At 63.3% G+C, this 13,764-nt stretch carries 14 protein-coding genes; 1 reads left to right on the forward strand and 13 read right to left on the reverse strand.

Annotation, left to right across the window (positions count from 1 at the left end; genetic code table 11):
- Positions 1 to 18 precede the first annotated feature (18 nt).
- Together BHD07_RS11075 and BHD07_RS11080 are read right to left on the reverse strand one after the other, a co-directional pair.
- Positions 19 to 1,611, reverse strand: coding sequence for an ABC transporter substrate-binding protein (locus tag BHD07_RS11075; RefSeq protein ID WP_338279982.1), 1,593 nt, complete (start codon positions 1,609 to 1,611; stop codon positions 19 to 21).
- Positions 1,612 to 1,667: 56 nt separating this feature from the next.
- Positions 1,668 to 3,293, reverse strand: a complete 1,626-nt coding sequence (locus tag BHD07_RS11080; protein ID WP_338279984.1) for an amidohydrolase — start codon at positions 3,291 to 3,293, stop codon at positions 1,668 to 1,670.
- Positions 3,294 to 3,474: 181 nt separating this feature from the next.
- On the opposite strand from BHD07_RS11080, the gene BHD07_RS11085 reads away from it, so the two are divergent.
- On the forward strand, positions 3,475 to 4,416 hold the full coding sequence (locus BHD07_RS11085) for a LysR family transcriptional regulator (RefSeq protein ID WP_338279986.1): 942 nt from the start codon (positions 3,475 to 3,477) through the stop codon (positions 4,414 to 4,416).
- A gap of 17 nt (positions 4,417 to 4,433) precedes the next feature.
- On the opposite strand, the gene BHD07_RS11090 is transcribed toward BHD07_RS11085, so the two are convergent.
- The 11 genes from BHD07_RS11090 to BHD07_RS11140 form a co-directional block, all read right to left on the reverse strand.
- Complete coding sequence (locus tag BHD07_RS11090; protein ID WP_275598659.1) at positions 4,434 to 5,471, reverse strand: DmpA family aminopeptidase; 1,038 nt, start codon at positions 5,469 to 5,471, stop codon at positions 4,434 to 4,436.
- A gap of 150 nt (positions 5,472 to 5,621) precedes the next feature.
- Positions 5,622 to 6,473, reverse strand: coding sequence for a D-amino-acid transaminase (locus tag BHD07_RS11095; protein WP_275598658.1), 852 nt, complete (start codon positions 6,471 to 6,473; stop codon positions 5,622 to 5,624).
- 244 nt (positions 6,474 to 6,717) lie between these two features.
- Positions 6,718 to 7,425, reverse strand: coding sequence for a BA14K family protein (locus BHD07_RS11100; protein ID WP_275598657.1), 708 nt, complete (start codon positions 7,423 to 7,425; stop codon positions 6,718 to 6,720).
- A gap of 123 nt (positions 7,426 to 7,548) precedes the next feature.
- The gene (locus BHD07_RS11105; protein WP_275598656.1) at positions 7,549 to 7,947 is read right to left on the reverse strand and encodes a RidA family protein; all 399 of its coding nucleotides are present in this window, start codon (positions 7,945 to 7,947) and stop codon (positions 7,549 to 7,551) included.
- Between the two features lie 287 nt (positions 7,948 to 8,234).
- Positions 8,235 to 8,567: an antibiotic biosynthesis monooxygenase gene (locus BHD07_RS11110; protein ID WP_275598655.1), complete on the reverse strand. Its 333-nt coding sequence runs from the start codon at positions 8,565 to 8,567 to the stop codon at positions 8,235 to 8,237.
- Between the two features lie 16 nt (positions 8,568 to 8,583).
- Positions 8,584 to 9,522 carry a 2-hydroxyacid dehydrogenase gene (locus BHD07_RS11115; protein ID WP_338279994.1) on the reverse strand — a complete coding sequence of 313 codons (939 nt, stop codon included), beginning with the start codon at positions 9,520 to 9,522 and terminating at the stop codon, positions 8,584 to 8,586.
- A 32-nt stretch (positions 9,523 to 9,554) separates the two neighbouring features.
- A complete protein-coding gene (locus BHD07_RS11120) occupies positions 9,555 to 10,334 on the reverse strand; it encodes an amino acid ABC transporter ATP-binding protein (RefSeq protein WP_275598654.1) in 780 nt (259 codons plus the stop codon).
- A 15-nt stretch (positions 10,335 to 10,349) separates the two neighbouring features.
- On the reverse strand, positions 10,350 to 11,147 hold the full coding sequence (locus tag BHD07_RS11125; protein ID WP_198516857.1) for a transporter substrate-binding domain-containing protein: 798 nt from the start codon (positions 11,145 to 11,147) through the stop codon (positions 10,350 to 10,352).
- Between the two features lie 46 nt (positions 11,148 to 11,193).
- Complete coding sequence (locus tag BHD07_RS11130) at positions 11,194 to 11,850, reverse strand: amino acid ABC transporter permease (RefSeq protein WP_338279999.1); 657 nt, start codon at positions 11,848 to 11,850, stop codon at positions 11,194 to 11,196.
- Between the two features lie 10 nt (positions 11,851 to 11,860).
- Positions 11,861 to 12,529: an amino acid ABC transporter permease gene (locus tag BHD07_RS11135; protein ID WP_338280002.1), complete on the reverse strand. Its 669-nt coding sequence runs from the start codon at positions 12,527 to 12,529 to the stop codon at positions 11,861 to 11,863.
- 125 nt (positions 12,530 to 12,654) lie between these two features.
- Positions 12,655 to 13,677 carry a LacI family DNA-binding transcriptional regulator gene (locus BHD07_RS11140; RefSeq protein ID WP_338280005.1) on the reverse strand — a complete coding sequence of 341 codons (1,023 nt, stop codon included), beginning with the start codon at positions 13,675 to 13,677 and terminating at the stop codon, positions 12,655 to 12,657.
- Positions 13,678 to 13,764: the final 87 nt, after the last annotated feature.

The raw sequence follows: 13,764 nt of genomic DNA on the forward strand, positions 1-13,764 counted from the left end.
CCCCTCCCCCTCAAGGTCTTACTGGCGCGATGACGGCGCCGTCTCGTCGATCCAGATTTCGTCATAGGGCTGGATCGCCAGTTCCGTGGCGTTCGGAGCGAGGCCATGGATCCACGGCTGGTAGGCCATCACCGCCTTGTTGTAGTTGAAGAACCAGACCGGAGCGTCGTCCTGCACGATGTTGTTGGCCTGGCGCAGGAGGTCGTTCTGCTTGGCCGGGTCGCGTTCCTGCTGTGCCGCCTCGTAGAGCTTGTCGAATTCCGGGCTTGCATAGCTGGTATAGTTGCAGGCCGATTGCGCCGTCTTCGAATAGTAGCAACGCAGCGCGTTCAGCGGGTCGGGGCCGGAGAGGTTCGACCAGATGAAGGCCTGGAAGTTGTTGGTCGTCACCGCCTCGCCAAGCGTGGAGCTTTCGACCGGCTTCGGCTTCACGGTGATGCCGACCTTCTTCAGCATCGGCAGGATGGCTTCGACGATCGGCACGCCCCAGCTTTCGTTCGGGCTCGCCGTCACCTCGAATTCGAAGCCGTCGGCATAGCCGGCCTCGGCGAGCAACGCCTTTGCCTTCTCCGGATCGTAGGCGTAGGGCGCCTTGTCCTTGTCGAAGGCGGGCGAGGAAATCGGCAGCCAGCCGGAGGCCGGGTAGGCCTTGTTCTTGACGAGGCGTTCGATGATCAGCGGCGCATTGATGGCATGGTTGATCGCCTGGCGCACCCGCTTGTCCTTGAAGGGCTCGAAGGCGGGGTTGAAGCCGATGTTGCGGGTATACACCTCGGCGACTTCCAGAAGGTGATCCTTCAGCCCCTCCTCGCCCTGATAGGCCTGGTACTGGGTGGGGCCGAGGATCGACACGTCGATTTCCTTGTTGCGGAAAGCGACGTCGCGCGCGGCGTCCTCGGCCATCAGCACGATGTTGATGCGGTCCAGATAGGGCCTGCCCTCCTCGTAGTACTTGTCGAATTTTTCCACGACGACCTGCGAACCGGGCACGTGCTCCTTGAAGACGAAGGCGCCGAGGCCGACCGGATTCTTGCCGAAGGTCGATTCGTCCTCGACATTCGAAGGGTAGATGACCGTCGTGTTCTGCATCAGCGGGAAGCCGGGATTGATCGTACCGGCATAGGTGATCTCCAGCGTATGGTCATCGATCTTCTTCAGCCCCGAAATCTCGTCGGCCTTGCCGGCGATATAGTCCTCGGCGCCCTTGATAACGGCGATGAAGCTTGCGCCGGGGAAGGCGTTTTCCGGGTTGGCGATGCGCTTGTAGCTGTAGATGATGTCGTCGGCCGTCAGCGGCTTGCCGTTGTGGAACACGGCGTTTTTACGCAGGTGGTAGGTGTGGACCCTGCCGTCCTCGGAAACCTCCTCCGAGGACGCCAGTTCCAGGACGGGCTTGTTCTGGTTCGAATCCCAGCTGTAGAGCGCACGGTGGATGGCCTGCGTGATGAATTCTTCCTGCGTGTTGGGACTCGACTGCACGTCAAGCGTGGCGAAGCTCGAGCCGTAGGGTGCGGTAAAGACGAGCGTACCGCCATGGCGCTCGCCCGCGGCAAGCGCCCCGGCAGCCACGCCGAGGCTGAGCATTGCGGCCAGTGTCAATCTCTTCAGCATTTCGTTCTCCCTCTCGTGCCGTTCTCGGCATCGTTTCGGTTCAGTCCGGCAGGCCGTCAGCGCGCATCATGGACGACGCGGCCCGCAAGCAGGGTCAGCACGCACTTTGTGTCCGAAAGGATGGTTTCGGGCGCGGCGGCCAGAAGGTCGTTGTCGAAGATGGCGATGTCCGCCCACTGACCGCGCACGAGCCGCCCTTTCACCCCCTCGGCTTTCTGCGAATAGGCGCCGTATTCGGTGTAGGCCTGCAATGCCTCCTCGCGGCTCAGCCGTTCGGATGCCTCCAACACCGTGCCCCTGCCCGTCTGGCGCGTGAGCATCGCGTGCAGGTTCGGGAACGGATCCGGCGAGCAGACCGGTGAATCCGAGCCGGTCGACGGTTTCAGGCCCATGCGCATCCAGGTGCCGATCGGGTAGGATGACCGGCCGCGCTCCTCCCCGAGCACGGATATGTAGCTGTCGCCGAAATCGTGGATGAAGGCCATCTGCGGCGCAGGCAGAATACCGGCGGCCTTCATGCGCGCATTCTGATCCGGTGTGGAAAAGCCGCAATGCTCGACGCGATGGCGGCGATCGGGATCGGGATTTGCGGCAAGCGCCTTCTCGTAGGCCGTGATGAGCTGCTCGATCGCGCCGTCGCCGATGGCGTGGCAGACCATCTGATAGCCGCGGTCGTGGCACGCCTTGACGACCGCCTCGACCTCCGCATCCGGCAGCATCTGCACGCCGATATTGTCCGGCTCGCCCCTGTAGGGCCTCGTCATCCAGGCGGTGCGCCCGCCCGCCGAGCCGTCGAGGAAGACCTTGACGCCGCCGACGCGCAGCATGTCGTCACCGGCGCCGGAAAGAAGGCCCGCGCGCCAGCAATCGTCGACGATGGAAACGCCGGGATCGCCGAGCAGGGTCAACCAGACGCGCACTGGCAGCCGGCCGGAAAGCTTGGCCATCTCATAGGCCTGGATTTCGGCAAAACCGGAGACCTGCCCCACGGCCGCATCCATGCAGCTGGTGATGCCGAAGGAGAGCAGATATCGCCCTGCCCGCTCGATCCCGTCGATCAGGTCCTCGGTCGTTGCCGCCGGCATGGCGGCCCTGACAAGGCTCTGGGCGTTCTCCGCCAGGAAGCCGTTCAGCCGGCCCTCCGTGAGGCCGATTACGCCGCCTTCCGGCACGGCCGTCGCCTCGGTGATGCCGGCAAGCTCCAGAGCGCGGGAGTTGGCGACCGAGACATGACCGCAGGCCCGTGTCAGCAGGACCGGGTGATCGGGGGCCACGCGATCGAGATCGTCGCGCGTCGGGTGCCGCCCGGTGTCGAGCTTGACCTGGTCATAGCCGCGGGCGCGCACCCAGCCGCCCTTCGGCGTCGTGGCTGCGCGGTCGGAAATCCGGCCCAACAGGGCGGCAAGCGTCGGCGCGCTGGCGGGCGTCGCGTCGACCCAGCCCATGGCCATGCCGGTTGCGATGAGATGCAGGTGGTTGTCGATGAGGCCGGGGGTGGCGAAGCGGCCTTCGAGATCGATGACTTCGGTGCGCGGCCCCTTCAGGCCCGAAATGTCCGCATCGCTCCCGGTTGCGAGAACCTTGCCTTGCCACACGGCGAGAGCCTCGCTGATGCCCTCCTCCCGGCCGCGCCAGATCCGGCCATTGATGAGGATAAGATCGGCTTCTATTCCGAGCGCCATTCGCAACTCCCCCATGTCGGTCCCGGACGGGCCGGCACCTATTTCCTCCAGACGCAACGTGGAAGGTTGCAGTTGGCTTGGCCAATTCGCTTTTGGCAACAACCCATGCAGAATCGACATACCTATTTCGATTGAATGACTTATGATCGCGCGCAGCACGCGTGCAGCAAAGGAAGCGGATATGGAGATCAAGTGGCTGGAGGATTTCGTGACGCTTGCCGACACGTCCAGCTTCTCGCGCGCGGCCGAGCTGCGCAACGTGACGCAACCCGCCTTCAGCCGCCGGATCAAGCAGTTGGAGAGCTGGCTGGGCGCGACGCTCATCAGCCGCGCCACCATGCCGGCCGAACTCACGCCCGCGGGGCGCAATTTCCTGCCCGTGGCACAGGAAGCGATCCGCACCTTCTACGCGGCGCGCGAAGTGCTGCGTCTCCCGCACGAGCCGGGCCTCATCCGCTTTGCCGCGCTGCATACGCTGACGGTCACCTTCTTTCCGCGCTGGCTGAAGATGCTGGAAGCGGCGGGTGGATCATTCAGCACCTCGCTCATTCCGGACCGCGGCGGAATCGAAGCGAACCTCGACGCGCTCGTCGGCGACGAGGCGGATTTCTTCCTGACCTATGCGCATCCGGAAGTGCCGTTTCATCTCGATAGCGGGCAGTTTTCCGCGCTGACCGTCGCCCATGACCGGCTGATCCCGCTGGTCGCGGCAGAGATCGTGCTGTCCGGCGATGCGCAGCCGGGACTGAACCTCCTCGACCGCGCCATCGCGCAGCCGCGGCTCGCCATCCCCTATCTCAGCTACGGCTTCAATTCCTTCTTCGGGGTCGCCCTGTCGCGCCTGCTGCTGCGCCGCCCGCCTTTCCGCCGCCGTACGACGCACGAAAACACGATCAGCGCCGGCCTGATGAACATGGCGGTGACCGGCGCGGGCGTATGCTGGCTGCCGGAGAGCCTGGCCCGCGAGGAAATCGATGCGCGCCGCCTCGTGCCTGCCTCTGCCGACGAGGGTTGGAACCTCGCCCTCGAGATCCGCCTTTACCGCCACGCAGCGAGCCGCAACCGCAAGGTCGAGGAACTATGGGCGACGGCGCAGCGGCTCCTGGAACCCGCACCCGCCTGATCAGACCTTCACGAAGATCATGGGGACGGGTTCTCCTTCAGCCAGTCGGCAAGGCAGGGATAGATGCGGCCGTTGCGCGCCGGCATGGCGGAGGCCATGCAGAGCGCGTTCAGGACCGCCTCCTGCGTCGTCTCGGCGGCGGCGCGGAAGGCGATGTCGATGTGGCCGTCGGCGAGCCGCACCTGCGTGGCGAACGGCGCGGCGGGTTCATGGTCCACCGGGTCGGCGGTGGTGAAACAGAGGGCGACATCGCCGCTGCCATGGCCCCAGAAGGCACCGAGCCGGGCGATGCCCGCGCCGGCACGCCGCGCGACCCGCTGCAATTGGCGATCTGCCAAGGGAAGATCGGTCGCCATGACGACGATGACGGAGCCGCGCTCGGGATCGGCCGGCGCTCGCGGATCGGGCCGGCGCCCGTCCGGCAGGACGAGGTCTCCCGCCGCGCCGAAATTGGCAAGGACCAGCGTGCCGAGCGTGAAGTCGCGCTTGCCGATCCGCATGCGCCGCGAGGCCGTGCCGATGCCGGCCTTGAATCCGAAGGCGGTCATCCCGGAGCCGGCGCCGACCGCACCCTGCTCCACCGGCCCCGTGCGCGCGGCGTCCAGCGCCGCCTCGGCATCGGCGGGCCTTACGGCCAGCGCCTGAATGTCGCTGATGCTGCCGTCATTGCACTCGCAGACCAGCGCATTGACCGTCGAGATCTTTCGCCCGATCTCCGGATTGGCGGCGATGGCGCGGCGGACCAGCGCTTCGGTGCAGGCGGCAACGCCGAAGGTGTTGGTGAGCAGGATCGGCGTCTCGATCGTGCCGAGTTCGGCCACCTGCATCAGCCCCGCCGATTTGCCGAAGCCGTTGATGACCTCCACCGCCGCCCGCGGCTTCACGCGGAAGACGTCGCCTGCATGCGGGAGGATCGCCGTGACCCCGGTGAAGAGGCCCTCGCCGCGCAGCGACCGGTGGCCGACCGAAACGCCCGCAACGTCGGTAATGGCATTGCCCGGCCCCGGTTCCAGCCTGCCCTTCGGGATCAGCCCCAGTTCCCGTGCGGTCTTCATATCGCCCCTCCCTGTCACGTTACCGTTTCAGTGAACCAGTCAACGGATCTAGAGCATTTCAACGTTTCATAGAAACACTGAAATGCTCTAACCATTTGATCCAACGCACTTCCGGACGGAAAACCGTTACACACTTTTCCCGGTAGTGCTCTAGACCGGAACGCCGGCCGCTTCCAGATAGAGGCCCTGGAGTTTTCGGGTCATCGGACCGGGCTTGCCGTTGCCGACGACCCGGTCACCGATGCGCACGACGGGCATGACGAGGCTGGAGGCGGAGGTCTGGAACGCCTCGGCGGCGCCCTGCGCCTCGTGGGGCGCGAAGGAGCGCTCCTCGATCGCGAGACCCTCGGCGGCACAGAGCAGTGCGAGGGCACGCTGCGTGCAGCCCGGCAGCGTCGCACGCGACGCGGCGCGGGTGAGAATGCGCCCGTCACCGGTGATGACATGGGCCGTGGAAGATGCGCCCTCCGTCACCAGCCCGTTCTCCACCAGCCAGACATCGTCGAAACCGCGGGCGCGCGCCGCCTGCTTCGCCATGACCTGACCGAGCAGCATGGCGGTCTTGATGTCGCGTCGGCTCCAGCGGGGGTCGTCGGCCAGATCGACCGATATGCCGTCCTGCTGAGCCTTCGTGCCGGTCAGCGTCTTCGCCTGCGTGAAGCCGACGAACCGCGGCACCAGCGCGTCGGAATAGAGAAAGTCGCGATCCGCCTCGCCGCGCGAGACCTGCAGATAGACCGTGCCATCCCGCAAGCCGTTGCGGGCGATCAATTCCGCCTGGACGCCGGCAATCTCCCTGCGCGAGAGGGCAAGCGGAATGGCGAGTTCCCTCAGCGAACGTTCCAGACGGCCAAGATGCAGGTCGTTGTCGATCATCCGTCCGCCGATAACCGCCGTCACTTCGTAGACGGCGTCACCGAACAGGAAGCCGCGATCGAAAAGCCCGATGCGGGCCTCCTCCTCCGGCAGGAATTGACCGTGGACATAGACGATCCTGCCCATGTGTTCCCCTTGCTGTGCCTGCTGCCCTGCAGCGCCGCGCCTCTCTGGACGCAAAGGTCGCTGCAAAATCGTCAACTTGCCGCATGTCTCGTTTCACCGGTCCGATGAAAGGAGACATGCGGTCATCACGGAACATAGGAGCGACTTGCCGCGGCTGACCAATTCAATTCGCGCAGCATCCTATGCAAAATTTGCCTGAGATGATTTTCAGTCGTCTCCTGGTGCAGATCGCCCAAGCGCCTCTTTACCGGCACTGTTTGCGCGGGCCGCCGCTGTAAGGCTGGTAACTGTTGTCTTCCGGGCGGTAGGAGCGGTAGCGGCTGAAGCAATAGGCAACGTGTTCCTGCGTCAGTCTGATTGCCTCGCCATTGTCGGCCCCATTGTCGGCCGAGTATTCCAACTGCGTCGAGGGGTCGTCGGCCTCTTCCGCCTCGATACCGCGCGTTACAGGCGAAATATCCTCCGACGGCCCCCACGCCGCATCCATGTAGGGTGAGTTGCAGGTCCGCCGTCCGCCACTGAAAGATCTGTAGCTGTTGTCGAACGGACGATAACTGCGATAGCGTTTCGCACACCATTCGGCATGAGCGGCGGGTACTGTCGACGCCGTCGGCTGCTCCTGCGCCGGCGGCGGTTGAATTGAAGCGGTGGCCGTCTTGTCCAAAGGCTCCGGGGCGCGTTCCTTTTCGGCCTCGTTGCCCATTGCGGGCGTCTCGGACTCTCTCGAAGCGTTAAGGTCGGACGGGGCGGAGCGGGCGGGCAGTCGCTCGAATTGCTGGGCCGCCCTGTCGACTGCTCGCGGCTGCTTGGTCCATATTTCCGCCTGGTTCACGTCGAGCTGCGGCTGGCGCGCAGGCTTGCCGGTAAGGAACAAGACTGCGACGACCGCTCCGCTCAGGAACAACGCGAGAGACAGGACGAACCCGCCAAATACCGCCAACGCCGTTTTCACTTAAGCCTCCTTCGTCCTTACACGAAGAAATGCAAGGGCTCGGTCTCAAGTTCCGACGATGCCTCAGAATGCTTGAGCTTTCGGATAGTGAGCGGCGGTGCCGGTGCTCCGGTCGACGAAATCCTATGCCGCCTCGGGAATGCGCGCGATGACTTTGATCTCGAAATCGAACCCGGCAAGCCAGTTCACGCCCAGCGCGGTCCAGTTGGGATAGGGTGGAGCGCTGAAGATCTGATTCTTGACGGCCATGATGGTTTCGAACTGGTTCTCGGGGTCGGTGTGGAACGTGGTCACATCGACTATATCGTCGAAGGTGCAGCCGGCCGCATTCAGCGTCGCCCGCAGATTTTCGAAAGCCAGTTGGACCTGGCGCCCGAAATCCGGTTCCGGACTACCATCGGAACGGCTGCCGACCTGCCCGGAGACGAACAGGAGGTCGCCGGAGCGGATCGCGGCTGAATATCCGTGAGCTTCGTACAGGGCATGCCGATCGGCGGGAAAGATTGCGTCGCGTCGCGTCATCTGTTCATTCCTTTTCAACGTTTCCGGCACTGGGTGATTGTGACATCGTTGCCGGCTCTACATACGTGGCGTATGTGAACCAGCGTCCGTAGCGTCTGTCAATTCAAATATACGCGACGTATGTCAAACGCAGTGCCATCTAAATTGTTCGGACGAACTTGGAATAGTCGATCGACCGCTTGCATCCCTGCCCAGACACTCGCTGCAATGACACAAGCGTTTGCCTTATTCGTACCTTGAAAGGGCACGTGCTACGGATTGGCGGCACTCGGGGAGCAGCGGACAACTCAATCCGTTGATCGAGCGGCGAGCTCGAACACATGGTGGTGGATGTGGCCTTCGAACATCTCCAGCAGACCCTTGGTCAGTTCGCGGCTCTCGTAGCGCACCGGCGACTCCAATGCTCGCGCCAAAGCAGCGCGATCATCATAGATGGTGGAGAGGATCATCGCGAAAACCGGTGCCCCTTCGTCCCGGTCGACGGCATGGAGCACCCGGACTTCCCTGACGCCCGGAAAGGCCTGCCACAGAGGCACCAGCTTCTCCTCGACATAGTCGCGGAATGCCTGCTCCCGGCCAGGATGGATGATCCCCTCGAACAGGGCCTGGCGAACGATCATGATATCTTCTCCCGCTTCAATTGACGGTGTTCGGCGCTTTTTCGCCGGCAAAGTGGGCGGCGAGATTTGCAAGCACGAGCTTTCCCATGGCCATGCGCGTCTCGACCGTCGCGCTGCCCTGATGCGGCATGAGCACCGTATTCGGCGTGGTGTGGAATTCGCTTCGGATTGCGGGTTCGTTGACGAAGACATCGAGCCCGGCACCCGCGATCGTTCCGGACCTCAACGCCTCGATCAGGGCCTCCTCGTCGACGACGTTGCCACGCGCGACATTTACCACGATACCCTCGGGACCGAGCGCCTGAAGAAGGGATGCGTCGACGATGTTCTGCGTCGCCGCACTCGCCGCCACGCAGACTGCCAGAACGTCGCTATCGCGGGCGAGATCGACCGGACTCTGATGGGCGATCCAGTCGACGCCGGAAAGCGCGGACCGATTCCAGTATCGCACCGACATGCCGAAGGCCTCCGCGCGCGACGCGAATGCCCGCCCGATCTGACCAAGACCGAGTACGCCGATCCGCTTTCCCTTCGGGCTATGGCCGAGCGGTAATTGTTCGCCCGCGGCCCAGCGGCCTTCGCGCACCAGCCTGTCGCCATCGCCGACCCTTCGCAGGACGGCGAGCATGAGCGCGATACCGAGGTCAGCGACGTCGTCCGCAAGGACACCCGGCGTCGTCGTCACATCGATGTTGTGACTGCGCGCGCGGGCGAGATCCACCTTGTCCGTCCCGACCCCGTTGATTGCGATGATCCCCAGTGATGGAAGCTTCTCCATCCATTCGTTGGAAAGGCCCGCGCCGCCGCCCGTGGCAACCGCGCGGATCGATGGGAGCGCCGCTTCGAGCGCTGGCCGATCGGCGGCCTGGTAAAGCCTGTGAACCGTATAATTCCGCTGCAGTTCGTCCATGACGAACGGCATCATCGGCTCCACGAGCAATAGATCTGGTTTCACGTTTCGAAACTCCAATTACCGGGACGTGGCCATCAGGAGATCTGGCCGAGGAAGAAGCGCGTGCGCTCGTGTTGCGGGGCGCCGAAGAAGGCATCGGGCGGCGCAACCTCCAGGATCTCGCCGCGGTCCATGAAGACGACACGATCGGCGACGCTTCGCGCGAAGCCCATCTCGTGCGTGACGCAAAGCATGGTCATGCCTTCGTTGGCTAGATCCACCATCGTGTCCAGGACTTCCTTGACCATCTCCGGATCGAGAGCCGAGGTCGGCTCGTCGAAGAGCATGATCTTCGGGTTCATGCACAGGGCCCGCGCGATCGCGACGCGCTGCTGCTGTCCGCCCGAAAGCTGCGCCGGATATTTCGCGGCCTGCTCGGGGATACGCACCCGTTTCAGATATTTCATCGCCGTCTCTTCGGCCTCTGCCTTGACGAGACCCCGAACCTTCATGGGAGCCAGCGTGCAGTTCTCCAGCACCGTCATGTGCGGAAAAAGGTTGAACTGCTGGAAAACCATGCCGGTCTCCTGCCGGACCAGATCGACGTTCCGCCCGCCGGCGGTCAGGTCGTGACCGTCCACGACGATCCTGCCCGAATGAATGGTCTCGAGCTGGTTGATGCACCTGATCAACGTCGACTTGCCGGAACCGGATGGTCCACAGATGACGATCCGTTCGCCGCGGCCGACCGCCAAATCGATGTTCTTGAGCGCGTGAAAGGCGTCATACCACTTGTTGACGCCCTCCATGCGGACGGCCGGGTCCGAAGCCTCGCGCGAATCCGGGGGCGAGGCGTTTTCGCGTTCCGTGTTCATCGCGAGGGCTCCATTCTATTTCGCTTCAGTGACGAATTCCGGCAGCGGAGAACCGAGCCACTTCTCGTGGATGGCATTGAGCTGTCCGTCCGCCTTGACCTTGTCGAGGAAGCCGTTGACGAAGTTCAACATCTCGCTCGATCCCTTGCGAACGGCGATACCCTGAACCTGCTGGCTCAGCTGAAGCTTCTGATTGAACCGCCCGGGGGCGGCGGCTTCGATCTGGGCGGCGACGACATTGGATACGCCGATCAGCTCGACCTGTCCGGAAAGGAGCGCTTGCACCGCACTGGCGTCGTCGTCGAAGCGTTGAATGTTGGCGTCCTCAGGGGCAATCTTTGTGGTCGCCGTGTCCTGCGTGCTGGCACGGGCGACGCCGATCGTCTTGCCGGCCAGATCTTCAGGCTTCGTGACGTCCAGGTCGGCGGCGCCGAACACGCCGATCGAAATGCCTGCGTAAGGTTGCGAGAAGTCGACGTTCTTGGCGCGCTCCTCGGTGATGCCCAGCGAGGCGACCAGCAGATCCACCTGGTTGCTCTGCAGGTAGGGGATGCGGTTGGGTCCCGTCACCGGCACGATCGTCACTTCGACTCCGAGCTCCTTGGCAAGCAGCTTCGCAACGTCGGCATCGTAACCATCCGGCTGGTTGTTCGCGTCCATGATCCCGAACGGCGGGAAATCGACCAGCATGCCGATCTTCACCGTTCCGGCCGATTTGATCGCCTCCACCGTCTGCGCTGCGGCGGGCGCCACCAAACCCGCGACAATCGCAGCTCCGAGGACAGATATTGCCATGCGTCTCGAGATATTCATTAGCCCTTCCCTTCTCATATGCCGGCCCTCCCGCCGGCGGGGCCCGTCAACGTGCCGTTGCCCGGGAAAAATGGGTTTCCATCCGGCGTGCGATCAGCGACAGCGGCCAGCAAAGCAGAAAATAGACGGCGGCAACGGTGCCGAAGACCAGAAACGGACTGAACGTCGCATTGTTGATGATCTGCCCTTGTCGGGTCAGCTCGGTAAAGCCGATGATCGATGCGAGCGAGGTGCCCTTTATGAGTTGCACGAGGAAACCGACGGTGGGGGCGACGGCGATACGGGCCGCCTGAGGCAGGATCACATGACGCATCGACCGAAAATAGCGCAGGCCGAGCGCTGTCGCCGCCTCGCGCTGTCCCTTCGGCACGGCCTCGATGCAGCCCCGCCAGATCTCGCCCAGGAAGGCGCTGGCGTGGAGCGCGAGCGCAATCGTCGCGGCAATCCAAGGATTGATCGAAAAGCCGAAGATGTTCATGCCGAAGAAGACCAGAAAGAGCTGCATCAGCAGCGGGGTTCCCTGAAAGACCCGGATGAAGCCCGTCGCGGAGAGACGCAGCACTCGCGTATCGGCGACGCGCATCAATGCCACCAGTAATCCGCCGACGCTGCCGCCGGCAAAGGCGATCGCGGAAAGGGCGATCGTCCACTGTGCCGCGGCGACGATGACGAGAAACTCGTTCCAGCCGAAGGCTCTGATCATGACAGTGCTCCTAACGGCCGAGGGGATATTTGAAGGCCATTTTTTCGACCGCGTAAAACAGCGCGGAGAAACCGACCGACAGGGCAAGATAGATCAGAGTGACCGCGATATAGACCTCGAAGCTCGCAAAGGTCGCGGACTGGAGGTCGTTGCCGGCCGCAGCCAGGTCATCCGCCGAAATCACCGACACGACGCTGGTATTCAGCATCAGATAGATGAACTGGCTGGTGAGCGCGGGATAGACGGTTCGCAAAGCCGGCTTCATGGCGATATAGCGGAAAATCTGGGCCCTCGACAGGCCAAGCGCCCACCCGGCCTCCACCTGTCCCCTGTGAATGGATTCGATCCCGGCGCGGATGATCTCCGTGCCGTAGGCGCCGAAGTTGACCACCAGCGCCAGCAGCGCCGCACTGTTCGGCGAAAGCCTCAGACCAAGCGAAGGCATGCCGAAGAAAATGAAGAAGATCTGCACGAGGAAAGGCGTGTTGCGGATAATCTCGATATAGCCATCGATCACGGTACGCAGGATCGCCGGTCCTGCTGTCTTTCCCCAGGCGCAGAAGACTGACACGACGAGGCCGATCAACATGGCTGCACATGACAGGCGAACCGTGAGCCAGGCGCCGATCAGCAACTGGTCGAAGGACGCGAGCACAGGCGCGAAGTTGAACTCGTACATGCCGGGACCTCCTCCCACACTACCGCCGCCGCACACCGCGCTTCCCGCGATTTGCGTCAGTTAGATCGATCTAAAATGTTTCCTGACGTGCGTCAACCGCAAATGACGTCCGGGATCGGGCGCGATCAGACGGGCCGGCCGCAGGACTGCCGAATGTTCAGCGTCGTATCGTTCACCATGCGCCGCGGCGGCAAATCCGGATTGGCGATGCGCTCGACGAGGAGCAGCGCCGCCTTTTCGCCGATCGCAGTCGGGCCGGTCGAGACCGAGGTCAGTCTCGGCCGGATGGCCTCTGCGTCAGCCACGTCGTCGAAGCCGATCAGCGAGAGATCGCGTCCGATCGTCAGTCCGCAATCGTGAAGTCCTGCGGCAAGGCCAAGAGCGACAAGATGATTGAAGCAGATCACGGCAGTCGGCTGTGCAGCCTTTGCAAACAGAAGGTGGGTCGAGCCGGCGATTTCTCCGAGCTGTGCCGGCAAATGGATCAGGATCTCGGGATCGAAACCCTTTGCCAGCATGGCGTCACGAAAGCCGTCCACGCGCTCCCGATAAGCAGAATGAACCGGGCCGTGGGCGGCGAACGCAATCTTCTCATGACCGAGCGTTGCGAGATAATCCACCGCCTGACGCATGCCGCCGGCATAGTCCACGCCGACATAGTCCATATCGACGGAAATGTGGCGCAATACCTGGACGACGGGCATACCCCACGCGGCAAACTGCTCGGACAGGTCGGGTTCGGTGCCTGCGGCGGGGCAAAGAACGACCCCGTCCACCCCATGTTCGCGCATGCGCTGGAGCAGCATGGACTGCCGCTCCACCCTCTCCCCGCTATTGGCGAGAATGACCACCTTGCCGGTGGCCCCGATAGCCTCCTCGATACCTGAAAGGAGTTCCGCGAAGAATGGATTGGCGAGATTTGGGACGATTGCGCCGATGATCTGGCTGCGTTCGACGCGCAGGCGGGCTGCGCCGATGTTGTAGACATAGCCCAGATCCCGCATCGCCTGCTCGACTCGCGCGCGCGTCTCACTGCCGACCAGCGGGCTCTTGCGAAGAACGAGAGAGGCGGTCGCGCGGGAAACATTGGCATGCCGCGCGACATCCAGAAGCGTGACGCGAGGCTTCTTTCGTTCTTGGAAAGACATTGCATACCGATCGGGAAAAAAAGCGTGGAGAGGACTATAGTCGACGGGCGAACACTAGGGCAAATCGAGCGAAACTGCGCAACGGTT

The sequence above is a fragment of the Sinorhizobium sp. KGO-5 genome (assembly GCF_036245905.1).
Lineage (GTDB): Bacteria > Pseudomonadota > Alphaproteobacteria > Rhizobiales > Rhizobiaceae > Sinorhizobium > Sinorhizobium meliloti_A.